The 22,752-nt window shown below is 66.2% G+C and carries 19 protein-coding genes; 7 read left to right on the top strand and 12 right to left on the bottom strand.

The features are described from left to right. Positions 1-31: 31 nt before the first annotated feature. Complete coding sequence (locus BM372_RS03470; RefSeq protein WP_090951827.1) at positions 32-343, bottom strand: putative quinol monooxygenase; 312 nt, start codon at positions 341-343, stop codon at positions 32-34. 9 nt (positions 344-352) lie between these two features. Continuing rightward, positions 353-1,393: a LacI family DNA-binding transcriptional regulator gene (locus BM372_RS03465; protein ID WP_090951824.1), complete on the bottom strand. Its 1,041-nt coding sequence runs from the start codon at positions 1,391-1,393 to the stop codon at positions 353-355. Between the two features lie 238 nt (positions 1,394-1,631). On the opposite strand from BM372_RS03465, the gene BM372_RS03460 reads away from it, so the two are divergent. The 4 genes from BM372_RS03460 (at position 1,632) to BM372_RS03445 (ending at position 7,007) form a co-directional block, all read left to right on the top strand. Next, positions 1,632-2,984, top strand: coding sequence for an NAD(P)H-dependent oxidoreductase (locus BM372_RS03460; protein WP_090951821.1), 1,353 nt, complete (start codon positions 1,632-1,634; stop codon positions 2,982-2,984). Positions 2,985-3,066: 82 nt separating this feature from the next. Beyond that, a complete protein-coding gene (locus BM372_RS03455; RefSeq protein WP_090951817.1) occupies positions 3,067-4,098 on the top strand; it encodes a DctP family TRAP transporter solute-binding subunit in 1,032 nt (343 codons plus the stop codon). 80 nt (positions 4,099-4,178) lie between these two features. Continuing rightward, positions 4,179-6,098, top strand: a complete 1,920-nt coding sequence (locus BM372_RS03450; protein WP_090951814.1) for a TRAP transporter large permease — start codon at positions 4,179-4,181, stop codon at positions 6,096-6,098. Positions 6,099-6,116: 18 nt separating this feature from the next. Beyond that, complete coding sequence (locus BM372_RS03445; RefSeq protein ID WP_090951811.1) at positions 6,117-7,007, top strand: NAD(P)-dependent oxidoreductase; 891 nt, start codon at positions 6,117-6,119, stop codon at positions 7,005-7,007. A 12-nt stretch (positions 7,008-7,019) separates the two neighbouring features. Here the strand turns inward: BM372_RS03445 and BM372_RS03440 are convergent, their stop codons facing one another. Further along, entirely contained in the window at positions 7,020-9,068 is a 2,049-nt protein-coding gene (locus tag BM372_RS03440; RefSeq protein WP_177235863.1) for a glycosyltransferase family 2 protein, read from the bottom strand. A gap of 224 nt (positions 9,069-9,292) precedes the next feature. Further along, a complete protein-coding gene (locus BM372_RS03435; protein WP_090951802.1) occupies positions 9,293-9,517 on the bottom strand; it encodes a hypothetical protein in 225 nt (74 codons plus the stop codon). Positions 9,518-9,740: 223 nt separating this feature from the next. Between BM372_RS03435 and BM372_RS03430 the strand changes: the two genes are divergently transcribed. Then, positions 9,741-10,367 (top strand): DnaJ family domain-containing protein, encoded by a 627-nt coding sequence (locus tag BM372_RS03430; RefSeq protein WP_090951800.1) that lies wholly within the window; start codon positions 9,741-9,743, stop codon positions 10,365-10,367. Between the two features lie 56 nt (positions 10,368-10,423). After that, the gene (locus BM372_RS03425; protein WP_090951797.1) at positions 10,424-11,194 is read left to right on the top strand and encodes a DUF4386 family protein; all 771 of its coding nucleotides are present in this window, start codon (positions 10,424-10,426) and stop codon (positions 11,192-11,194) included. 84 nt (positions 11,195-11,278) lie between these two features. Here BM372_RS03425 and BM372_RS20590 read toward each other — a convergent pair whose 3' ends face one another. The 8 genes from BM372_RS20590 to BM372_RS03390 form a co-directional block, all read right to left on the bottom strand. After that, a complete protein-coding gene (locus tag BM372_RS20590) occupies positions 11,279-11,422 on the bottom strand; it encodes a hypothetical protein (protein WP_177235862.1) in 144 nt (47 codons plus the stop codon). 188 nt (positions 11,423-11,610) lie between these two features. Beyond that, positions 11,611-12,957 (bottom strand): LssY C-terminal domain-containing protein, encoded by a 1,347-nt coding sequence (locus BM372_RS03420; RefSeq protein WP_256214012.1) that lies wholly within the window; start codon positions 12,955-12,957, stop codon positions 11,611-11,613. Between the two features lie 104 nt (positions 12,958-13,061). Beyond that, positions 13,062-14,408, bottom strand: a complete 1,347-nt coding sequence (locus tag BM372_RS03415) for a S8 family peptidase (RefSeq protein WP_256214011.1) — start codon at positions 14,406-14,408, stop codon at positions 13,062-13,064. A gap of 227 nt (positions 14,409-14,635) precedes the next feature. Next, a complete protein-coding gene (locus BM372_RS03410; RefSeq protein WP_371261701.1) occupies positions 14,636-15,973 on the bottom strand; it encodes an ammonium transporter in 1,338 nt (445 codons plus the stop codon). Positions 15,974-16,350: 377 nt separating this feature from the next. Continuing rightward, positions 16,351-18,531: a transglycosylase domain-containing protein gene (locus BM372_RS03405; protein WP_090951790.1), complete on the bottom strand. Its 2,181-nt coding sequence runs from the start codon at positions 18,529-18,531 to the stop codon at positions 16,351-16,353. A 119-nt stretch (positions 18,532-18,650) separates the two neighbouring features. Continuing rightward, positions 18,651-19,640 carry a CapA family protein gene (locus BM372_RS03400; protein ID WP_090951787.1) on the bottom strand — a complete coding sequence of 330 codons (990 nt, stop codon included), beginning with the start codon at positions 19,638-19,640 and terminating at the stop codon, positions 18,651-18,653. Positions 19,641-19,710: 70 nt separating this feature from the next. Further along, positions 19,711-19,962: a DUF2630 family protein gene (locus BM372_RS03395; RefSeq protein ID WP_090951785.1), complete on the bottom strand. Its 252-nt coding sequence runs from the start codon at positions 19,960-19,962 to the stop codon at positions 19,711-19,713. Between the two features lie 123 nt (positions 19,963-20,085). Continuing rightward, positions 20,086-21,960 carry a Na+/H+ antiporter gene (locus BM372_RS03390; protein ID WP_090951782.1) on the bottom strand — a complete coding sequence of 625 codons (1,875 nt, stop codon included), beginning with the start codon at positions 21,958-21,960 and terminating at the stop codon, positions 20,086-20,088. Between the two features lie 212 nt (positions 21,961-22,172). On the opposite strand from BM372_RS03390, the gene BM372_RS03385 reads away from it, so the two are divergent. Further along, complete coding sequence (locus tag BM372_RS03385; RefSeq protein WP_090951779.1) at positions 22,173-22,739, top strand: type 1 glutamine amidotransferase domain-containing protein; 567 nt, start codon at positions 22,173-22,175, stop codon at positions 22,737-22,739. The last annotated feature ends 13 nt before the right edge of the window (positions 22,740-22,752 follow it).

Here is a 22,752-nt window from a genome sequence, read left to right as displayed (position 1 = left end):
GCCGCCGCCGTCGTCGTCGTGTGGAACGTGGCTAGAGGGCGCCCTGGTCCGGGGTCCCGGCGAGGATCGGCTCGTGGCGCGCCACTTCGACCGGGCGCTGGAGCAGCCCCTCCAGGGAGGCGTTGAGCCGCTTGACCGGTTCGCCTGCGCCATGGGCGTCGAGCAGTTCTGCGGACTCCCACTTCTCGATCATGAGGATCTGCCCCTCGGGGGTCTCGTGGATGGCGTAGAGGAGGCAGCCCGGTTCCTCGTGGACCTCGGCAATGGCCGGGGAGAGGGCCGCGACGACCTCGTCGAAGGATCCCTCTTTGGGGGTGAACATGGCGGTGACGACGACGGGCATGGTTTTTCCTTAGTGGGTAGTGGTGTGGGCAAGAGCGAGCGGGGCGCAGCTGTTGCGGGGCAGGAAGTCGGCCTTGACCTCGATGAGTCGCGGGCCTTCGGGAAACTTGCCCTGCATCCGCCCGAGCACCAGTTCCAGCGCATGGACGGCGAGCATGTCCAGCGGCTGGCGGATCACGCTAAGCGGCGGTGACATGAGCTCTGTCCACGGATTGTCATCGAAGACGATCACGGAGAGGTCGTCCGGAATCCTGACACCCTTCTGGACCAGCCGTCGGACCGAACTCTGCACTTGGGCAGTGTTGGCCACGATCAGGGCCGTCGGTGGCTGCGGCAGTGCGAGCAGGGAGCCGACGGCGTCGCCGCCGGCGTCCCCGCGGAAAGGCACATCGCGGATCAGTTGGTGGTCAATCGGCAGGGACTCGCTCTGGTGTGCCGCGGTGTAGCCGCTGATCCTGGCTCGGCCCGTGGACGTGCTCCGCGGTCCGGTAACCAGGGCCACCCGGGTGTGGCCCAAACCGATCAGGTACTCCGTGGAGCGCCGGGCGGAATCGAAGTTTTCAATGCTGACGACGTCGGCATCGCCGAGTTCCTCGATGGTGCGGTCAACAAACACCACGTTCACGCCGAGGTCCTGCAGGCGCGCCCACTTCTCAATGTTCCCGCCCGTGGGGGTGGCGATGACCCCGCTGACGGACCGGTCCAGCAGCGTATCCAGCGATTCGGCTTCCAGGTGCGGGTCCTCCTGGGTGGTCATCAGGACCACCTGGACCCCGTGGCTCCGTGCCTCCCACACGATGCGGTCAGCCAGGCGTGCGAAGAACGGGTTGGAGAGGTCCGTGACCACCAGTCCGATGGTCAGTGCATGGCCTGCGCTGAGCTCGCGGGCCGCCGCCCGTGGACGGTAGCCCAGCTCATCAATGACCCTGAGGACTTCCTGCCGTTTCGCCGATGCGACGGGCCCGGAGTCCGGATTCAGGACTCGGGAGACCACGGAGACCGAGACTCCCGCAGCCGCCGCGACATCGCGAATGGTTGGGGCCTTCTTCACCGCTCCTCCTTGAGGAAATCACTAGCACTAGTGGGACACAGCGCCTCCGTGCTAGCCGCCGTGAGCGGGCGGAAGACCATGTGTCGGAGTCGTTGACACAGCTTAGCACCGGGTGGTACAAAAGTGGAACCGGTTCCACTCCGGGTAATTTTTCAGCCGCACCGCGACAAAGAAGTTGTGCCATCCGCTGCAGCGGGCGGGCGTCTCTTCGTATCGCACACCTATCAGAGAGACTCCAGTGAACCTTCACAAACTCCTCAGCGACCGTGAACAGGAAGGCCGCCCCATCCGCGTTGGCCTCATCGGAGCCGGCCGTTACGGCACCATGTACCTGGCCCAGGCCAACAACATCCCGGGCATCCATGTCGTGGCCATCGCGGACATCAACGTCAAGCGCGCAGAAGGCGCCTTCGATCTCGTCGGCTGGCCCAAAAACCAGATCGCGCCGGACATCGCCACCGCCCTCCGGGACCGCTCCACGACAATCGTGGCCAACGCGGACGAGCTCTTTGATGTCGACATCGACGTCATCGTAGAAGCCACCGGCAACCCCATCGTCGGTGTGAAGCACGCTCTGCGTGCCATTGAAACTAAGAAGCACATCATCATGGTCACCGTCGAAGCCGACGCCTTGGCAGGGCCCGCCCTGGCCAGGCGTGCGGAAGCCGCCGGTGTGGTCTACTCGATGGCCTACGGCGACCAGCCGGCCCTCATCATGGAACTCGTCGACTGGGCCCGCACCAGCGGCTTCGACGTCGTCTGTGCCGGCAAGGGTGCCAAGTACCTTGAGCACTACCACGAGATGAACCCGGACAACGTTTGGGAGAACTGGGAATTCTCCAAGGAGCTCACCGACTCCGGCCAGCTGAACCCCAACATGCACACCTCGTTCCGTGACGGCACCAAGGCTTCCATCGAGATGGCCGCCGTCGCAAACGGCGCGGGACTGGTGCCCTCTGACAACGGGCTGAGCTTCACCCCCGGCGACGTCGAAGAAATCGCCACGATCTGCCGCCCGGCCGACGTCGGGGGAGCCCTCGCCCACGAAGGCAGCGTCGACGTCATGTCCAGCGTCAACCGCGACGGCACCTGGATCCCTCACAACACCCAGGAAGGCGTGTTCGTCGTCGTCAAGGCCACGAACGACTACGTTTCCGGCTGCTTCAATGAGTACCCGTGGCACCCGGACCCCAGCGGCCAGTATGCAGCCCTGTACCGCCCGTACCACTACGTGGGCTTGGAGCTGAACATGTCCATCGCCAACGCGGTACTTCGGGGGATCTCCACGGGTTCGCCCGTCGGGTTCTTTGGTGACGTCGTCGCGACCGCGAAGAAGGACCTCAAAGCCGGTGAATTCCTCGACGGCGAGGGCGGGTACACGGTCTGGGGCAAGCTGGTTTCGGCCAGGCACTCCGTCGCAACCGGCGCCCTACCGGTGGCGCTCGCCCACCACGTGGAACTGCGTAACGATGTAGCCAAGGGCGACATTGTTGGCTGGGACGATGTCATCATTGATGACTCCCTGTCCCAGGCCCTTGAGCTCCGACGCGAAACCGAAGCGCTCGTCGCGGAATCCGCTCTCACTGCCTGACGCTCTTCGCACACTTACCCGGGCGCGGCAATGAACTTCACGCCTCCGGAACCAGACTCCTTCCAATGAAGAAAGGCATCACATGAAATCCAAGACCCGCGCCCTCACCGGAATGCTGGCCTGCACCCTGGCCGCCTCGCTCCTGGCCGGCTGCGCCTCCGGAGTGCCCGGCGCGTCCGGCGGCGCACCGGCAAAAATCCAGCTGTCCATCCCGGATCCGCTCACCTCGTCAGTCGGCGTTTCCGCCCAGCACTTCGCCGACGAGGTCAAGAAGACGTCCAACGGATCGGTCATCGTCACGGTGGTTCCGAACGGCACGAGCTTTAGCGGCGACCAGAACGCCGCCGTCACGCGCCTGCAGGGCGGCTCACTCGACGCCCTCATCCTCTCGACTTCCGTTTACGCCTCCGTGGTGCCGGAAATGAACGGCATCAGCATTCCCTACCTCTTCAAGGACACCACCGAGGAAGCGGCGTTCCTGGCGGGGAAGCCGGGCCAGGTGTTGAAGGACAAGCTCGCAGCCAAGGATACGGTGGCATTGTCCTTCCTTACCCGGACCGGCCGCGAGATCACCAACTCGGTGCGTCCCATCGAGAAGCCGGCGGACCTGAAGGGACTGAAGATCCGGGTTCCCGGCAATCCACTCTGGACCGACTTCTTCGGGAAGCTGGGTGCAAGCCCCACCACCATGGCCTTCTCCGAGGTCTTCACGGGGCTGCAGACGGGAACGATCAACGGCCAGGAAAACCCGATCGAGGTGCCGTGGACCAATAAGTTCTCCGAGGTGCAGAAGTACGTGTCGCTGACCAACCACATCAACGACGCCTGGGTCCTCGCCCTGTCATCGAAGAAGTGGGGCGGTCTGTCGGACGCCCAGAAGAAGGCCCTCACCGACGCCTCGACCGAAACGGCGACGTTCAAGACCGCCTACGACGAAGAGCAGTCCAAGAAGCAGCTGGACGAACTCACAGCCAAGGGCATGAAGGTCAACGAGCTCAGCGCCGCCGGCCTTGAAGAGTTCAAGGCCACCTCCAAGAGCCTTTACCCGCAGTTCTCCGAGCTGATCGGCAAGGAATTCTTCGACGAGGCCGTTGCTTTCACCGCCTCCAAGTAATCCCACCGGGGCCGGGGTGCCAGCGGGGCCCCGGCCCTCCCACCAACATCCCGCTCTCAACGTCGACAGTCTGGAAGAACATGAAACGCACCCTCGCTCCCGAGGAACTCGAGGAGGTCATTCCGTCCGACGCGGAAGAGATCCTGCACCACGGTCACGTCCCGCCGGGCTGGAGCGGCGCCGCGTGGCTCGACAAGGCCCTTGAATGGACCGTGGGCGCGGCGATCCTCGCCGAACTCGTCGTCATCCTGCTGAACATCGCGGTACGGGTCGTCACCGGTGATTCAGTGCTCTGGACCCAGGAAGTGTCCGAAATTGCACTCCTGATCATTGCCTTCATCGGCGGAGCGATCGCATACCCCAAGGGTGCCCACATGTCGGTGCAGGCCCTCATCATGCGCCTGCCCGCAACCTGGAAGCCGTACCTGGCCGCCTTGGTCGACTGGCTCGTCTTCGTCATGAGCGCAGGTGCGTTCGCCCTCTTCGTGCCCACCCTGGCCCAGCAGATCGAAGAAAAGACCCCGATCCTGCAGCTGCCCGTCTTCTGGGTTTCGATGCCCTTCTCTATCGGCATGGTGCTCATCGCGTGGTTCGCCCTCGTCAAGCTCCGGCGGCAGGACCGCCGGCCGGTCCTGGCCGCCGCCGGCATCGCCGCGGCGATGGTCGCCGTCGTCGTGCTGGCACCGCCCCTGTTCTACTACGCGTCGCCGAACGTCCTCCTGGGCGTGGTGCTCGCGGTGCTGTTCCTGCTGCTTTTCCTCGGCCTCCCCATCGCCTTTGTCCTGGCCTTGGCTTCGGGAATCTACCTGTACCTCGGCGGCATTTCCGACGTCAGTGCCATCCCGATCGGTATGGCCTCGGGCGCCAAGGGGTTCGTGCTCCTGGCCATCCCGTTCTTCATCCTCGCCGGCACGGTCATGAACTCCGCCGGCCTGACCCTGCCCCTGGCCAAGCTCGTCGACGCCCTGATCGGCCACCTGCGCGGCGGCCTGCTGCAGGTTGTCGTCGTCACCATGTACATCTTCTCCGGCATCTCCGGGTCCAAGGTCGCTGACGTCGCGGCCGTCGGCACCACCATGCGCGGCATGCTCGAGGAGCGCAAATACCCGCGCGGCGAGGTGGTGGCGGTCTTGTCGGCATCGGCCATCATGGGCGAAACCATCCCGCCGAGCATCGTGCTGCTGATCCTCGGCTCCATCACGACGATTTCCACCACCACGCTCTTCCTGGCCGGATTCGTTCCCGCGGCGTTCCTTGCGCTGGTGGTCATGGCGCTCGTCTTCTTCCGGGCCCGCAAGCAGGGCGGCGTCGCCAGCCCCAAGGCGAGCTGGCGTACCCGCGGTTCGGCCACGTTCTTCGCCATGCCCACCCTGCTCCTGCCCGTGGGCATGGTGGTAGGCATCATGAGCGGCTTCGCAACGCCGACGGAAGTCTCCTCGGTCGCCGTCGCTTACGCGTTCATCCTGGCCGCAGCGTACCGCCGTGGCAGCAAGCGCCTGCTCGGGGACACCCTGCGGGAAACGACGACGACGGCGGGCATGGTGCTCTTCATCATCGCCGCGGCCTCGCCGCTGGCCCAGACCCTCGCCCTCGCCGGCGTCTCGCAGCAGATCCACGACCTGATGTCCGGACTCGGGGATTCCCCCGTGCTGTTCATGTTCTTCACGATCGTCCTGCTCATCATCATGGGCCAGTTGCTGGAGGGGCTGCCGGCTGTCCTCATCTTTGCCCCGCTGCTGCTGCCGATCGCCACCGACTTCGGCGTCAATCCCGTGCAGTACGCCATGGTGCTCATCATCGCCATGGGAATCGGTTCGTTCGCCCCGCCGGCCGGCGTCGGCTTCTATGTCGCCTGCGCCACGGCCCGCGAAACGGTGGAAAACAGCCTCAAACACTTCTGGCCGTACCTGATCGCCGTGTTCATCGGGCTCCTCGTGCTGGCCGCGGTTCCCTGGTTCAGCACCTTCCTCCCGGCCCTCGCCGGACTGATTCCCTTCTAAGCCAGGAGACGCCAAACAATGGACGTTGAATCCACTGGACTGCCCACGTCAGTGGCCTTGCTGGGAACGGGGCCCATGGGCGCTCCAATCGCCCGAAACATTCTCGCCGCGGAGGTGCCGCTGGTCCTGTGGAACCGCACGGCGGCGAAGGCCCACGCAATTGGTGGGGGCAGGGTGGCTGCGTCCCCGGCGGACGCAGCCAGCGAGGTGGTTCTGACCGTGCTGCCGGACCTTCCCGACGTGGAACGGCTGCTGCACGGGACAGGCGGACTCCTGGCCGGGTGGAAGGCCGCCGGGATCGTCAGCCCCGTGCTGGTCATCCACGGCACGGTGTCGCCCGTGGCGGTGGCGGCCTTCGCGGCCGACTGCCTGCAGACGCACGGCATCACCGTGATCGACGCGCCGCTCAGCGGCGGGACAATCGGCGCCGAAGAGGGCAGGCTCAGCACGATGGTCGGCGGACCCCGCGACGTCGTGGATCAGCTCACGCCGCTCTTCCGGCTGTACAGTTCCACGGTCGCCTGGTTCGGTGACACCGGCGCGGGTTCGACCGTCAAGGCCTGCAACCAGATCGTCGTTGCCGCAACCGTGACCGCCCTGTCGGAGGCCATGGCCCTGGCCGAAGCCTCCGGGCTGGATCTTGAACTGGTGCAGTCCATCCTTGCGGGCGGGCTCGCGAACTCGGAGGTGCTCCGGCAAAAGGGCCAGCGCTGGATCGATGCCGACTTCGAGGGCGGCGGTTCCGCCAAGAACCAGCTGAAGGACCTCGGCTTCATCTCCGAGGTCGCAGCGGAGGCAGGCCTGACGTTGCCCGTGGCCGGGAGCCTGCTGACGGCGTTCCAGGCGATGATCTCGGCGGGACTCGGAGACCTGGACCATACAGGCATCTACCTCAGCATCCGGGGTTAGCCGGTGACCCCGTCAGCGGCCGCGCAGCGACGCCGCCGCCGGCACGCCGGCGGGGAAACCGGGCAACGCCCCTGCGGGCGTGTGGAAGATCCACAACGAGAGGGCCCGGTAGACCGCCCAGTCGTCGTCAGCCGCCCGCAGGGACGCGATCTGGGTCCCGTCCGGCTGCTCGATGGTCCTGATCACCTGCAGCTGGACCGGCGCTGTTTCCGGGAGCCGAAGCGCGACCAGGCCCGACGGCGGCAGCGTACCGTGCGGGAACCGCACGGCGGCGCCGCCGACGGAGATGTCCAGCAGTTCGCCGCGGACGCCGTCGCTCTCCACCGGAGCGGCCACTTCGATGCGGTACGCGTTGCGGCGGGACGTGGCGAATTCGGCGGCCCGGATCCGCCGCGTGCCCAGGACCAGGACCACGGCGGCCAGGACCAGCCACACTCCCGAAGAAACCGTGGACCCGGGGGAAGTGCGCCAGGGCACCAGCCCGGCCAGCCCGGCCGCCGCGTACAGGATGACGCCGCTGATCAGGACAACCATCACGATCAGGATGCGCGGAGTCCGGCCGCGGAGCCGGTTGTCGGCGGCGCCCTTCGGCGTGACCTGAAACTCCAGGACGTTCCGGGTCACGAGCCACCACAGGCACGCCAGGCCCACCGGGACGCGGAAGATGCGCAGGGCGAAGGCCGTAGGCCAATGGATCTCGTTGCGCATGAGCTGTTTCGAACCCCAGAGCCGGACGCTGAACATTACCAGGAAGACGCCGGTGAACAGGATCGGCCCGGCAGTGGACGTTTGCGCCCCGGAGAGCATGATCACCACCGGAATCAGGAAGGCCACGAGCGTGGCGATGCCCTCCAGCCACCACAACGTGCCGTTGAGGTACTCGTGGTAGTTCCGCCAGGACAGCCAGCCCTTCGCCGCCCACAGCTTCTCGTGGACGAGGATCTGCATCGCACCCATGCCCCAGCGCCGGCGCTGCAGCAGGTACTGGTCCGGCGTCGCCGGTGCCAGCCCGACGGCGAGGCTCTGGTGGTGGTAGACCGTCCGCCAGCCGCGCCGGATGAGCTTGAGCGTGGTGTGCATGTCCTCGGTGATGGTCTCCGTCGCCACGCCGCCCACCTCCTGCAGGGCGCTCACCCGCAACAACGACGTCGACCCGCACCAGAACGGGCCGGCGCCGGGAACGTTGCGCGAGGCCATCAGAACGTTGAAGAAGGTGCCCTGCTCGCCGGTGATGCCGTCGTCGTCGAACGCGCCGCCGTTGTAGAAGGACTGCGGGCACTGGATCAGCGCGACGTCGGGGTCCTCGAACCAGCCGAGAGTAGCGGTCAGGAACGTTGGTAGTGGCACGTGGTCGCAGTCCAGCACGGCAATAATGTCGATGCCCGGGCCGCCTGCGGCCTTTTCCGCGGCCATCAGGGCAAGGGCATGGTTCATGTTGCCGGCCTTGGCGTGGTCGTGAACGTCGCGCCGGACGTACCGGGCCCCGTACGCGGCGCACATTTCCTCGACCCAGGGCCGGTCGCCGTCGTCGAGGACCCACGTTTCATGATCCGGGGCGAGTCCGCACGCCGCCGCGACGGTGGGTGTCAGGACTTCGATGGGCTCGTTGTACGTGGGGATCAGGACCGCCACCCGCATGCCGTTGGGTGCCTCGGTGACGGGCGCGGGCGGGTAGCTGTCGATGTTCCAGACGGACACGGCCTTCAGGATGAGCCCTGCGAGCGGGAGGGCCTCGAAGGTCACGAGGATCCAGGCCACGGTCAGGTTCCATTCCCCGGACGGCATGGTGAACATGACACGCCACACCAGATACAGGACGAGCGCTGTGATGGCCGCGACACCGCCCGCATGGGCCAGCCGCCGCGACCGGGGGGCCTCCGGGCCGGGAGCGCCGAGTCTGGCGGCCCAGCCGGCGATGCCGGCACGGGTCAGAGCCGTGGCGCCGAGCGGTGCCGGCAAAGTTCCTGTGGGCATGGTTACGGCAGTTACTGCTTCTCCGGCTGCCGGTTCTCCGGTGCGCACCACTTCTGTGGCGCGCACGCGCAGGTCGTCGCTTTGCACGTGATCTCCCTCAGCTAGATCTTTTGCACAACGTGAAAAAGAGCCTAACAACGGGGGGAGGCCTTGCATCCGGGACTGATGGAATGCTCACACAAAACTGCGGGACGGGCCCGGTGTCCTGCGCCGTTCATGAGCAGGGAGAGGGCGCGCGGGCACGCCTGATCAAGCCGCGGTCGGAGCCTATCGACCAGCCGGAGTGCGGCTGGTCATCGGTTATCTAATTCCTACTTGACTGCGACGCTCTCCGCGTCCTCGGGGCCGACGAAGTTGCACGAGCCCGGGTGACGCTTGGGCAAGGTGCACGTCCGCCCGGTAGCAAGATGGACGTTGGCGCAACGGCCCGCCTTCGCCACATCCTCGCGGACGTGCGTGCTGCTCATGTCCGGCGGCGCTTCTTCGTTGCTGTAGGGCTGCGGGGTTCGGGTTGCACTGTGCTCTTGGTTGTTCACGGCTGCGACTCCTCGGAGGTTTGCTGGTCTGGGAATGGCAAGGTGAAAGAGGTTCGTCTGGTCCCTCCAGTGTTGCACGCCGGGGTTAACGCGAGGTTAAGACGGTATTAGCGTCATGTCTCTGCCACCTCACAAGGACCGGGAGGGGCTTTCCTGCCGAAAAGCGGTTCCCCATACTGGAAGACAGATCCGTGATTCCGGCAGACGAGGAGGGGGGAGCCAGATGAACAACGGGACAGGCGAGGCCCGCAACGCAGGCGGTTCCAGCAGCGCGTTCCAGCGCAGGGTGGAGCGCGCCGCCGAACTCCGCGCCGTGCGCACCTCCGGCAGCACCGCCCAGGAGAACGAAGAGCTCAACGCGGCCGAGGACGAGGTGCGGCAAAAGCGCGCCAAGATCGACGACGCCGCCAAAGCCGAGTACTTGATCCGCGACGCCATGGCACAGGGCAAATTCGACAACCTCAAATACGCCGGCAAGCCCATCCCTGGCTTGGGGGAGGCGTATGACCCGGACTGGTGGGTCAAGGGCCTGATCCAGCGGGAGAACATCTCGGGCCTCGGCCCGAAGGCGATCCTGCTCCGCACCGAGGACGCCGAACTCGACGCCCGGCTGGATGCCCAGTTCGGCGAAAAGCAGGTCCGTGAGATCGTGGAGGACTTCAACGCCAGGGTCATCGATGCCCGGCGGCAGCTTCAGGGCGGGCCGCCCGTGATCACCAAGACGCGCGACGTCGACGTCGAACTGGAGCGCTGGCGGGGACGCCGGGCTGCCGCCGCGAGTGCCGCCGCCCCGCCGGAGCCGGGACCACAGCGGTCCTGGTGGCGGCGGCTCTGGAAGGGCTCGAGCTAGGCGCCGTCCGCCAGGCGCATCGACTACTAGCCGCTCCACCTAAGCAGGGGATGCCCATGAAGAAATTCGGAGCAGACAGTCAAGGCCCGCCGCAGGTGGCGGCAGCGGAACCGGCGCGCCGGACGCCGGTCCGGTCGGGGTTGCGCCTCGCCGCCACGTTGGCGTTTGCCGGTTTCGTCGTTTCCCTCGTCGCCGGGCTGTTCCACGCCGATACGGCCAACGCGAACGACCACCCGGCGACGTTCCTGGAGTACGCCGGCAGCGGCATCTGGACGGCGGTCCACCTGGCCCAGTTCGCCGGCATGGCGCTGCTGATCGCCGGACTGCTGGTCCTGCTGGTGGTCCTGAAAGCACCGGAGGGAGCCCTGGCCTGGACGGCCCGGTTGGGCGCGGCGGCGGCGGTCACCGCGCTGGCACTCTACGCCGCGCTTCAGGCCGTCGACGGCGTTGCCCTCAAGCACGCCGTGGACGCGTGGGTCGTGGCCACGGAACCGGAGAAAACCGCCCGGTTTGCGACCGCCGAGGGCATCCGGTGGCTTGAATGGGGGATGCGCAGCTACCAGAGCTTCGTGCTGGGCGCGGCCCTGCTCCTGACCGGTGCCGTGGTTGTCGGGGCGGGCCGGGTCTCCCGGCCGATCGGCTACCTGATGGCGCTGTCCGGGCTGGCCTACGTCGCGCAGGGCTGGATCGTCGGGGCTGAAGGCTTCTCCACGGCGAACACCATTCCCACGCTGGCGGGAATTGTCCTCATCCTCGTGTGGTCGGTGTGGCTGCTGGTCAGCGCCTGGTCCGGGAAGGACGCGCCCGGCGACGGGGGACGCGGCTAAAGGCCCCCGCGCGGCCGAAATCGCCGGAAACCTGCCAACTCGCCGGAAGTTTCCGGCGAGTGGGCAGGTTTCCGGCGAACTCGCCTATTTGGCTGGTTCCTCGTCGGTGTCCGGACCTTCTGCGGGGTCTTGGGAGTGGGCCCGGTCGTCAAAGGGTGCAGCGGTTGGATCACCTTCGGCCGGGGTTTCGCTGTGGGTGCGCTCCGTCGAATGTGAGTCGTTGCTCATGTCCGCTCCTCTGCCAAGAAAGTCTGCCAAGAAAGTCGTGCCAAAAAGTCGTGCAGAAAAATTGTGCTGGATCGTGCAGTGAACAGCCCGCCGCCGGCTACCTCTTATCCCGCCCATTTTGCCTAGCGCCCTTTTTATCTAGCGCCCGTTCCTTCGCGGCTGTCAAGGTCTGTCCCGGGCCGTGCAGTTCAGTACTGTGACCGGCCCCCGGGTCGGCCGGAATCCCGCTTGGCTTCCTTGTGGGGGCGCAGCGCGTAGTCGCGGGCCCGTTTGCTGGAGAGCGCCAGAATCAGCAGGATGTCCAGGGCCAGGCCGGGAAGATTGGACCGCAGGCTGATGTCCGGACCGCCGTTCAAGACATCGAACGCCTGCATGCCGATGGCCACCGTACTGAGTGACATGGCCACTGTCCGGGCCCAGTTCCGTCCGAGGAAGACGAACCAGGACAGCAGGACCTCGACGAGGGCAAACACCACAACCGCCACCGTGGCGACGGTGAGGCCCAAGTCGCGCTGGGCGTCCGTTAGGAAAGGACCGGTTCCGGGTGGCAGCAGCGAGCTCATATGCTCCTCCGGAAAGAGCGACATGGACAGGGCCAGCAGGGCAGCCGCCACGCCGCGTGCCCCGACGAAGAGAGCCCCGACCACCGTGGCCGCCGGACGCTTGTTCCGGCTGTTGCTCGGCAGCCCGGCGGCTTGGGCCGACGGCGCGGCAGTCTTCCTGAGATCGACGATCGGGAGGTCACCATCGGTGATGATGGTGTCGCCGCCGCCGTTGCGCGAGTGATATCCGGTCGAAAAGTCTTGGATCACGCGGAGCTCGGCCGAGGGGTCGGCCTGGACGATGGCTCCGACGACGTGGTCCCGTTCGGCGTCAGTGTGCTCGTCGATTTTGTGCGTGATCTGCAGCGTAAACAGGGACAGCCCGACGCTGCGGTCATATGTGCCGGCGGCTAGCCAGTCGACGGCCACTCCGCCGGGGAGCAGCCAGCCGGGCGGGCAGCGCCAGAAGCGGACGTGGTGCCGCTTGCCCGGGGTGCCGTCGACTTCCTGCTGGTAGGCAAAGTCCTGCTGGCGGCCGAACAGGAACAAGGGACTCACCGGAGCCTGGAGGTAGCTGCGGCGCAGGAGAGTGGAGGAAATGATTCGCCGGCTGCTTGCCAGCGTCACGTCATCAGCCAGCGTCCATTCTGCGGACTGCATGACGCCGTGAATCTGCGGCTCAGAACCCAACAGGGCCACATTGACCGGGTCGCCCAACAACCCGTCGCTGGTGCGGGCCCGGCCGATGAAGTAGTTCGGAACATAAAGCCGGGTCAGGATCCGGTGCAGCCGGGGGAGTACCAGATAGGCGAGCAGGCCCCAGAAGATGAAGAGGAACCAGACCTGGGCCCAGCCCCATTGAAAGCTCAGCTGCAGCAGCAGCGAGGTCAGCCACACGGCCGAAACGCCGCCCACCACCAAGAACACCGTATCCAGTGCCGAGTACGGCACCGCCTCGGCGGGTCCCGTGACCTCAACCGCTGCCTTGGTCATGGCCGTCATGATACGCGCACCGGCGCCGGTTGGCTCGAAGATGAGCTCAGCCGGCGCCAGCTGGAAACCGTCGCCGGGGGAGAGCCGGCTTCACGGTCGGACGGTCAGAAGCTCACCGTCTCAGTCAGGTAGCCGTAGTACCGCAACGCGATCGGATGGATGGGATCGCCGGCGAAACCGTAGTTGTGGTGCCGCTTTGAGTACCCGGACGTCAGGTGCAGGTACTCCTCCATGATGTCCTTCGCCGAACCCGTGCAGGCTTCCTGGCTGATGCACAAGGCCACGGATCCTGCCACGGCCGGGCTGGCGAAGCTGGTGCCATGGTTGACGCCGTAGCCGCCAGGCACGGTGGAAACCATGCACACTCCGGGGCCGGACACGGTGTGCGCTTTGTCGTCGTGCGTGGTGGCGAAGTTGGAGAAGAACGCCGGCTCGTCATCCTTTTGGCCATACTTCGAGAAGTCCTGAGTACCGCAGTCAGGGGCCGCCAGTCCGCCGGCCTTTCCGTCAAAGTCGCCCATTGCGGTGGCGGTCAGCACCTGGTCGTAAGTGGCGGGCACGGTGTTGGCGAAGTCCTCGCCAGCGTTGCCGGCCGCGACAGCGTAGGTGACGCCGGCCCGGACCGAGCGGCAGATGGCGTAGTGCATCGCGTCTGTGCCCTTGCCGCAATTAGGTGTATCGGTGCCGCCGCCGGCGATGCTGATGTTGGCCACGGCGATGTCATTGTCGTCGTCGTCGTCCTTGTTTGTCGAGGTGACCCAGTCGATCGCGCAGATCAGACTTTTCTCGGAGATGAGGCCGGCGTCGTCAACCACGCGGACGGACCATAGCGGCGTCCCCGGGGCGGTGCCCACAACACCCAAGCCGTTGTTGCGGGCGCCGATCACGCCGGCCACAAAGGTCCCGTGCCCTAAAACGTCAACGGGCGTGACGTCCACGGGCGAGCCGGACTGGCAGTCAACGCCGCCCTTGACGTTCAGGTCCGGATGGGTGGCGTCGATGCCGCTGTCGATCACTGCGACGTTCACATTGATCCGCTCCGGCCCTTTGTCGAGGGCCTTGCGGACGTTCGAGCTCGTTCCGGCGATCCGTGCCCGCCACAACGGCGTCTGCTGGCTGGCCGCGGCGCCAAGATCCCGCGGTTGCTGGAAGGTTCGGCCCGCGGTGACGAAGTCGACGTTGGGGTCGGCCTTTAGGCGTTGCGCCTGGGCTGCCGTCAGGGTGGCTGAGTAGCCGTTCACGGCGTTGCGGTAGACCTTCGACGCCGTGAATCCGTAGGCGTGCTGCTGCGCGGCCGCTGCCGCTGCGGGGTCCACGACCGCGTCCTTGAGCACCACAATGTAGTTTTGCGCCGCGACGGCCGCGGCGGAGGGAGCGGCCGTTACCAGGCCGCCGCCGACGATCAGCGCAAAGGCCCCAAGTGCAGCCAGGGCGGGCCGGAACCGGAGCATGTCAGGTCTGGGGAGGCCGCTTCGGCGGTGGCTGCGCGGGACCGGCGCCACCGATGTTAGCTGCGGTTTTGATGCCTTGCGGCTGGCTTGGCTGAACATCGTGGCCTCCCATTAAGCGACTTCGCTAATTCGAGTGCCCCCCGCCCAACATCTTAGGCCTCCGGCCACCTAACACACGAGACCTTTGGAGAAACTTGCCGCCGTTGCATTCGGCCGCGGCGGCTGCGTCAGACGAGGCTGTCTTGCCTGTCGGGTGCGGGAACGGGCGCGTCCTCCGCTGCACCGGCAGCAGCGCGGACAGCCGTCGCTTCGTGTGCGGCGTGCGCAACGCGGACCTGGTGGCCGAACGGGTTGAACCGGCTCAGACCGAGTTCGGCAAAGGCATAAGCGGTCTCGGCGTGCTGGGACAGGTCGACTCCGGCGAGTTCGTCTTCATGGCTGACGCGGAACCCGAGTGTCTTGTGGATGGTGAGCCCGAGCACCGCCGTGCCGAGGCCGGACACCGCCACCGTGATGAGCACCGCCACGGTCTGCGCGATCAGCTGGTGGAGCCCGCCGCCGTAGAACAGGCCGCCGCCGGCACCGTCCACCGGGAGGGCAATGAAGCCAAGCGCTAGGGTGCCGATCAGGCCGGCGCCGAGGTGGACGCCGACGACGTCGAGCGAGTCGTCGAAGCCGAACTTGACCTTCAGGTCCACGAACACAGCGCAGGCGGCGCCGGCCACCAGGCCCAGGCTCAGGGCGGCGAGAGGGCTGATGTTGGCGCACGACGGCGTGATCGCCACGAGGCCGGCGACGGCGCCGGACGCGGCACCCAGGGAGGTGGGGTGGCCGTGGCGGACCTTTTCCATGACCAGCCAGCTGATGATAGCCGCGGCAGGAGCCGCCAGGGTGTTCACCCAGATCAGGCCGGCCTGCTCCACCGTGGTGGCGGCCCCGGCGTTGAAACCGAACCAGCCGAACCAGAGGATGCCCGCGCCGAGCATGATGAAAGGGATATTGTGCGGACGATGGCCGGGGTCCTTGCCGAAGCCATGCCGGTTGCCCAGGATCAGGACCAGCACCAGTGCCGCGGTTCCGGACGCGATTTCCACCACGGTGCCCCCGGCGAAGTCGATGACCTGGCCGAAGATGGAGCTGACGGCACCGCCGGCACTCATGAGGCCGCCGCCCCAGACCATGAAGGCAAGCGGGCAGTAGACGAGGGTGATCCAGGCGGGGACGAAGACCGCCCAGGAGGTGAATTTCGCCCGGTCCGCGATGGCGCCGCTGATCAGGGCCACAGTGAGGATGGCGAAGGTAGCGCTGTAACCGGCCTTAATGAGGTCCGGCGAGCCGATCAGGTTGCTGAGTCCGAAGTTGGTGAACGGGTTGCCAAACACGCCCAGCACGCCCTGGCCGGTGCTCATCGAGTAGCCCCAGAGGACCCACACGACGCCGACTAGGCCGATGGAGATGAAGCTCATCATCATCATGTTCAGCGAGGCTTTGGCCCGGGTCATGCCGCCATAAAAGAGGCCCAATGCCGGGGTCATCAGCAGAACGAGCGCCGCCGACACTATCATCCAGACGCTTCCAGCAGTCAGTTCCACCGGCGTCCCTTCTCGTCAGTTTTCCGTACCGGGACACGTCGCCGCCGGCCCCCCGATCCGGATTTAATCCTCGCGGTGCCATGTTTCCGGCGATGCTGAGAAAAGTTGCGGGCACGTTACAGGAAGCCACCGCGCGTGAAGATCGGATGACCGGCATGTTTCGAGAATGTAAACGGGATCTCTTGGGCAGGCGGGCCGCGCCGCAAGAATGCGCGTTGACCGCGCCGCCACCTGTGCAACGGCGGGCCGGGCGCGGAAAAGCCCGTGCGGGCGGACGGTGAGGCGCCAGAGCTGACCCCAATACCGGGTTTCCGGGGTGTCTCCGCCAGGGCGTCCTTCGGGTACAGGTGTCAGCGGGAGGGTGGCCGGGACCGGCCTGACTCCTTGCTCATGGTCTTCGGGGGCGGGGCGAAGCGAGCAGCCGGATAGTGTCCCGCCGCTTGCATCATGTACTTCGCCCACTGCGGTCCGGCCAGCATGTAACCATCAACGGCCTTATAGAACTTGCCGTTGATGGTGACGTTCTGGCCGGAGCGCTTCTGGCCTTCGAGCGTGTCACCGAAGTAGGAAGCCGTCGCGATTCCGGTCGTGTAGCCGACAACCCAGGTGGAGCCGTTGGTGTTTGAAGTCCCTGTCTTGGCGGCAACGGGGAAACGGCTTTGGACCTTGGGATTGATGTATACGCCCGACCCGCGTTTCAGCACGTCCTGCAGCACGGCGTTCACCCCCCGGGCGACTTCGGGCTTGATGGCGCCGCGGCAGTCTTTGGCCTGCGCCGGAAGCTTCTTCCCGGTCGGATCCGTCACGCCCAGGATGGCGATGGGTTCGCAGTAGGTGCCGTCGTTGGCGAAGGTGGCGAAGCCGTTGGCTAGGACCAGCGGGGCAACCCCGATGGCACCGAGCAGATTGCCGAGCTGGTGCATGTTCACCGGAGCATTGTCCAGGCCGCTGTGAAGTCCCACGGCATTGACCACTTTTTGGATTCCGCAAAAGTCCAGCTGGGCGGCTTCGGCGAAGGTTGCCGTGTTAATGGAGTTGTACAGTCCGTAGTTGACGGGCATGCGGCGGTAGTAGCCGGCGTCGTTGTTCTGGAGGTCATCCGCGGCGCCTAGTCCGGCGTTCTTCTGCTGCGTGCTGTAGGCGCCGAGCACTTTGCCGCAGCTGGATTTCCACGGGAATCCCAGCGGATACGTCCGCCGGGACGCGTCCACGTCCGCGTTCAAGGGTTTGCCCTCATTGAGCCACTCGGCGAACGTGAAGGGCTTCATCGTCGATCCCGGCTGGAATCCGCCGGCGCCGTTCAGGTCGTGGCCGCCGGCGTCCTTGGCGTCGACGTTGAAGTTCAACTGGGTGTTGAATTTTCCTTTCTGGGGAACGAACACGGTATTTTGCGCCATGGCCAGAATCCTGCCGGTGCCCGGCTGGATGGACACCAGGGACGCGCCCCACTTGTCCGGGTTGGCCCCGGCGGTAGCGTCCACTTGGGCCTGGGCGACAACCTGCAGCCGGCTGTCCAGGGTGGTGGTGATGGTCAGGCCGCCGCGGTACAGCTTCCTCTCCCGGCTGGCGGCGTCCGCGCCGTACGCGGGGTTGTTAAGGATCAGATGGGAGATGTAGTCGCAAAAGTACGGGGCCATGTCCGCGGCCGCGCAACCCTGCTTTCCCGGGCTGATGGACAGATTCAGGCCAGTGGCTGCCGCGGCGTCGTGCTGTGCGGGGGTGATCTTGCCCTCCTGGAGCATGCTGTCCAGCACCTGGTTGCGCCGCGCGACCGCGTTCTCCGGCTGCAGGACGGGATCGTAGATGCTGGGACCGTTGACCAGCCCGGCGAGCAGCGCCGCCTGCGGCAGCGTCAGGTTCTTGGCGGAGGTGCTGAAGAAGTGCCGGGCAGCGGCTTCAATGCCATAGGCGTCCCGGTTGAAGAACACGATGTTGAGATAGCCTTCGAGGATCTGGTCCTTGGTGTAGCGCTTCTCCAGCTCAATGGCGAGTTTCATCTCCCGCAGCTTGTCACCGAAGTTCTTCTCCGCGGTGAAGGGCACCAGATCGCCATCCTGCGACATCTTCTCCTCATTGAGAACGTTGGCGACGTACTGCTGGGTCAGCGTCGAGGCACCCTGCCGGCCGTCGCTCTGGGTCAGGTTGTGCGTCAATGCCCGCATAATCCCGCGGAGATCCACGCCGGCGTGCTCGTAGAAACGGTTGTCCTCGATTGAAACAATCGCGTCCTTGATGAACGGGGACATCTGATCGAGCCGCACCTTGGCTCGGTTCTCGGTGTAAAACGTGGCGATTTGCCGGCCGTCCGCGGTCATTACTCGTGTGGACAGCGACGGCGGCTCAACCGAAAAGTCGGACGGAAGGTTGTTGAAGAAGGTAATCGACCTGCTGACGGAAACGCCGGCGGCGGCTACCCCGGGAACCACAAGCGCGGCGGCCAGGAGGCCGCACAGTGCGCTCAACACCACGAATCCGATCAGGCTGCCCAGGTTTGCGGCCATTCGGGATTCCAAGCGCTTCTTCGCTGCCATTGCCGTCCAGCTATCAAAATCTCAGGATTTTTGCTCAGAATACGCCGCCTGGGAACCGTCAGCTAGAGGCGCCGGAGGCCTGATTTTAGCCGCGACGTCACTGCAGCGCCACTGAAGCGTCACAGTGGAGTGCGGGGCCGGTGGAGGGGGATGTCCAAGCACCGGCTGGACGCATTCCAGTCACTTGGCGTGCCCAATTGCCTGCTCAGCCGCTGCATGCGGGCGGCAATCTCGAACGCCGGCCGTTGGGCCAGGCGGGCCTGAAAGTCGGCGATGACGGTGGGATACAGCCGCAGCGTGCGCGGCTCGCCGTCTTCGACGTCGAGCATGAAAAGGAACGACTGGTCATTGCGTTCGACGGGGTCCACCGCGTAGTCATCAACGAAGTCCCCGGCACTGTAGATGACCGGACGGTTCCGGTGGATCCCCACTCCGCGGAAGATGTGCGGGGAGTGGCCGAACACGACGTCGGCTCCGGCCTCGATGAGATCCCGCGCGAGGTCCTGGTGGCGGGCCGGGGCCTCGGAGCCCCAGTTGCCTCCCCAATGGGCCGACACGATGAGGAACTGGACGCGTGCCTTGGTCCGGCGGACGAGGTCCAGGAGCGCCGCCCTACGCCGATCGCCACCCTCCACGGGAACGTAATGGACCCCGGGAACCGTGTCGGCCGCCTCCCAGTCGGGCTGGTTGTCCGTGAACGCAATGAAGCCGACGGCGGCGGCACCCACCCGCCGCACCATTGGGCGGCGCGCCGCGTTCAGGTCAGGGCCGGCCCCGGCGTGCAGGATGCCATGGCCGTCAAGCGCCGGGAGCATCTCCCGGAACGCCGCTGTGCCGTAATCCAGGACGTGATTATTGGCGAGGGAGACGACGTCGACCCCGGCGGCGAGGAGGCTGGCCACGTTCTTCAGGTCCGAGCGGAAATGGAAGATCTTGCCGGGCTCCGGCTCTCCGCCCGAGGCCAGGACGCACTCGAGGTTCGCGAAGCGCACGTCCGCCTGCCCGAGGAGCTCCAGGGTGTCACCCCACGGATAGGCGGGGTGGGCCGTGGCCAGGTGGCTGTTCACCAGCCGGCCCAGCATGACGTCGCCCAGCATCGCGATCTTCATGGGCGTCCTGCCCCTCAGGTCCTCCGCTCAAATCATCCGCTTAGGTCGTGGCACCACGTCAGGGCGAAGGCTAGCTTTGGTAGCCTTCGACCTCTCCGACCGGCCGCACTTCGGCCTCGTCGGGGTTCTCACCGTAGTCCTTCTTGGCGCGCCGCTGGCGGAGCAGGTCCCAGCACTGATCAAGCTGCTCCTCGAGCTGCTGCAGCCGGAGGACGTCCGGGCCGCCGGTCCCGGCACCGCCTGGCCGGGGTGAGCCTTCGCGGAGGCCGTGTTCTTCCTCCACCAGTGCCTTGATGCGCTCCAGGATGTCTTGGTTGTCCACGGTGTCCTCTTCTCGTCCGACGGCGGCTGGGTCCAGGTCCCTCGCGGTACCAAGCCCCTTTCCAGCCTACGGAGAGGAAAGGCCCGTGAACAGTAGCGTGCCGCGGCCGGCCGAGGAGCCCCTTTAGCCAAGGAGCTCGTCCGCGTAGCACCAGCGCCAGTCCTCGTCCGGCTCGGCGCTGCGCATCACCGGGTGGCCGCTGGCCTGGAAGTGCTTGTAGGCATGGGTTCCCGGCGAGGAATCGCAGCAGGCCACGTTGCCGCACTCCACGCACATCCGCAGGTGCACCGGCGTCGTCCCGTCCCGCTCGCACGCCGCGCAGAAGGGATCAGGCGGAACCGCCGGATCCGGGGCGGACTCGAGATGGGGGCAAACCCCGCCGGGTCGGGCGATCCCCTCGCCGCCGCCGCTACCGGCAGCGTCCGGTTCCTCCAGTGAGGTGTCCAGCATGGACTCCTCGACGTCCAAACGGTCCAGGACCTCCACCAGGACTTCGTGCGCGTACTCGCCGCCGCGCCGAAGCTCGAGGACCTTGGCGCGCTCGGCATCCAGCATCGCCAGCCGCAGCTGGGCGTAGCGCTGGCTGGGCGTGGCGGCCTCCGCCGACGGACGGCCCAGCCGCTCCCACGCTGCCAGTCCGCGCTCCTGCGTGCGCCGCTTCAGCATGGCCACGACTTCCGGCGGGTCGGAATCAGAGCGCAGTTCCTGGAGCCGCTGCACACCAGCCGCCGTGGCCAGTTGCATCAGCGAAGCCTGATTCAGTGCGTCTTCACGCGAGTCCGGTCCCCTGAGGCGCAGCAGCCGGACCAGGGCCGGGAGCGTGAAGCCCTGCAGTGCCAGGGTGCCGCCCACCACCACCAGAGCCATCAGGATGAGGACGGACCGGTGCTCCAGCCCGGCCGGAAGGACCAGCACCGCGGCGAGTGTCACCACGCCGCGCATGCCCGCCCAGGAGACGATGGCGGCATATTGCCAGGGCGGCGCGGGATCCTTGCGCCGGATGGCAGGGATGAGCCGGGGCAGGTAGGTTGCGGGGAAGACCCAGACCGGCCGCAGGACCAGCACGGCCAGGAGCACCACGGCGCAGCCGAGCCAGATCCGTTCCGGCGCCAGCGAGTCGTCCTGGACGCCTTCGATGATGGTCCGGACCTGCAGCCCGATCAGGAGGAAGACGGAATTCTCCAGCAGGAACTGGACTGTGTGCCAGTTGCTGCGCTGGCTCAGCCGCGCCGCACCGTTGGGCATCGACGGTGCCTTGGTGCCCATGATGAGGCCGGTGACTACCACCGCCAGGACACCGGAGGCGTGGATTGCTTCCGCGGGGAGGTAGGCCACGAGCGGCGCGATCAGGGAGGTTGAAGTGTTGATGGCCACGTTGCGGATCCGTTTGCGCAATGCCGTGAGCACGAACGCCGCGGCAATGCCCACAACCAGGCCTCCGCCGGCCGCGAGGAGGAAACCGCCCGCGATGGCCGCGGCGGAGACCGTTCCGGCGATGGCGGCGATAGCGGCCCGCAGGCAGACCAGCGCCGTTGCGTCATTGACGAGGGATTCACCCTCCAGGATGGTGACAATCCTGCGCGGCATGCCCACTTTTCGTGCAATGGCGGTTGCCGCGACGGCGTCCGGCGGGGCGACGACGGCGCCCAAGGCCATCGCCGCTGGCAGTGGGATCTCGGGAAATAGCCAGAAGACCACAAAGCCGATGCCAACGGTGCCGAAAATGACGTAGCCCACCGAAAGCAGGCCTATGGCGCGCCGATTGGAACGGAAATCGAACAGCGAAGTCTGCAGGGCCGCTGCGTAGAGCAGCGGCGGCAGCAGGCCAACCAGGACGACTTCAGGGTTCAATTCGATCGTGGGGACGAACGGGAGGAAGGAACACACGACGCCGGCCAGCACCAGCAGCAGGGGAACGGAGACATTGATCTTGTGGCCCAGTGCGCTGACGGCACACACCACCGCGACGAGCGCCAGCAACCCCAGAGCGACTTCCATCCCCCTATTCTTCCAGCCAGGGGCCGGTATGCGGCCAGTCCTGTGCCGGCCCGGTCCGGCACAGGCGTCCGCACCCACAGCGCAACTATTATCAGCTTGCTTATTATTTTGTGGATTCCTAGAGTGGTACTTGTTAGGCATTCCAGTCTGCGCGCGGCCCCGCGATGCGCTGAACGCTCCGCGGGTCTGCGCCTTCGACGCAAGGAGGACGCATGGCAGAGCAATCAATTGCAGGCAAGAAGGTCGCATTCCTGTTGACCGACGGCGTGGAGCAAGTGGAATTGACCAGCCCGTGGAACGCCGTGAAGGAAGCGGGCGGCGAACCGACGCTCGTTTCGCCGGCGAGCGGCAAGGTCCAGGGCTACAACGGCACCGAGAAAGGTGAGACGTTCGCCGTCGACCTCCCCGTGGCGCAGGCCGACGCCGGCGACTTCCATGCCCTGGTAATCCCGGGCGGCGTTGTCAACGCCGACCACCTGCGGGTGGACAAGGACGCCCAGGCGTTCACTCGGGCGTTCTTCGAGCAGCACAAGCCGGTCGCCTCGATCTGTCACGGCCCGTGGATGCTCATCGATACCGACGTGGTCCGCGGCAGAAACCTTACCTCGTACCACACGCTCCGGACGGACCTCACGAACGCCGGCGCGAACTGGACCGACGAGGAATGCGTAGTGGACCAGGGCCTGGTGACGAGCCGTAACCCGGACGACCTCCCGGCCTTTAACGCCAAGGTCATTGAGGAGATCGCCGAGGGCGAGCACGCGGGCCAGACGCCCTAACGGCGTTCGCGTC

The sequence above is a fragment of the Arthrobacter sp. ov118 genome (assembly GCF_900116495.1).
Classification (GTDB): domain Bacteria; phylum Actinomycetota; class Actinomycetes; order Actinomycetales; family Micrococcaceae; genus Arthrobacter.
Note: the sequence above shows the minus strand (reverse complement) of the source record. Positions and strands in the feature narration are given on the sequence as shown.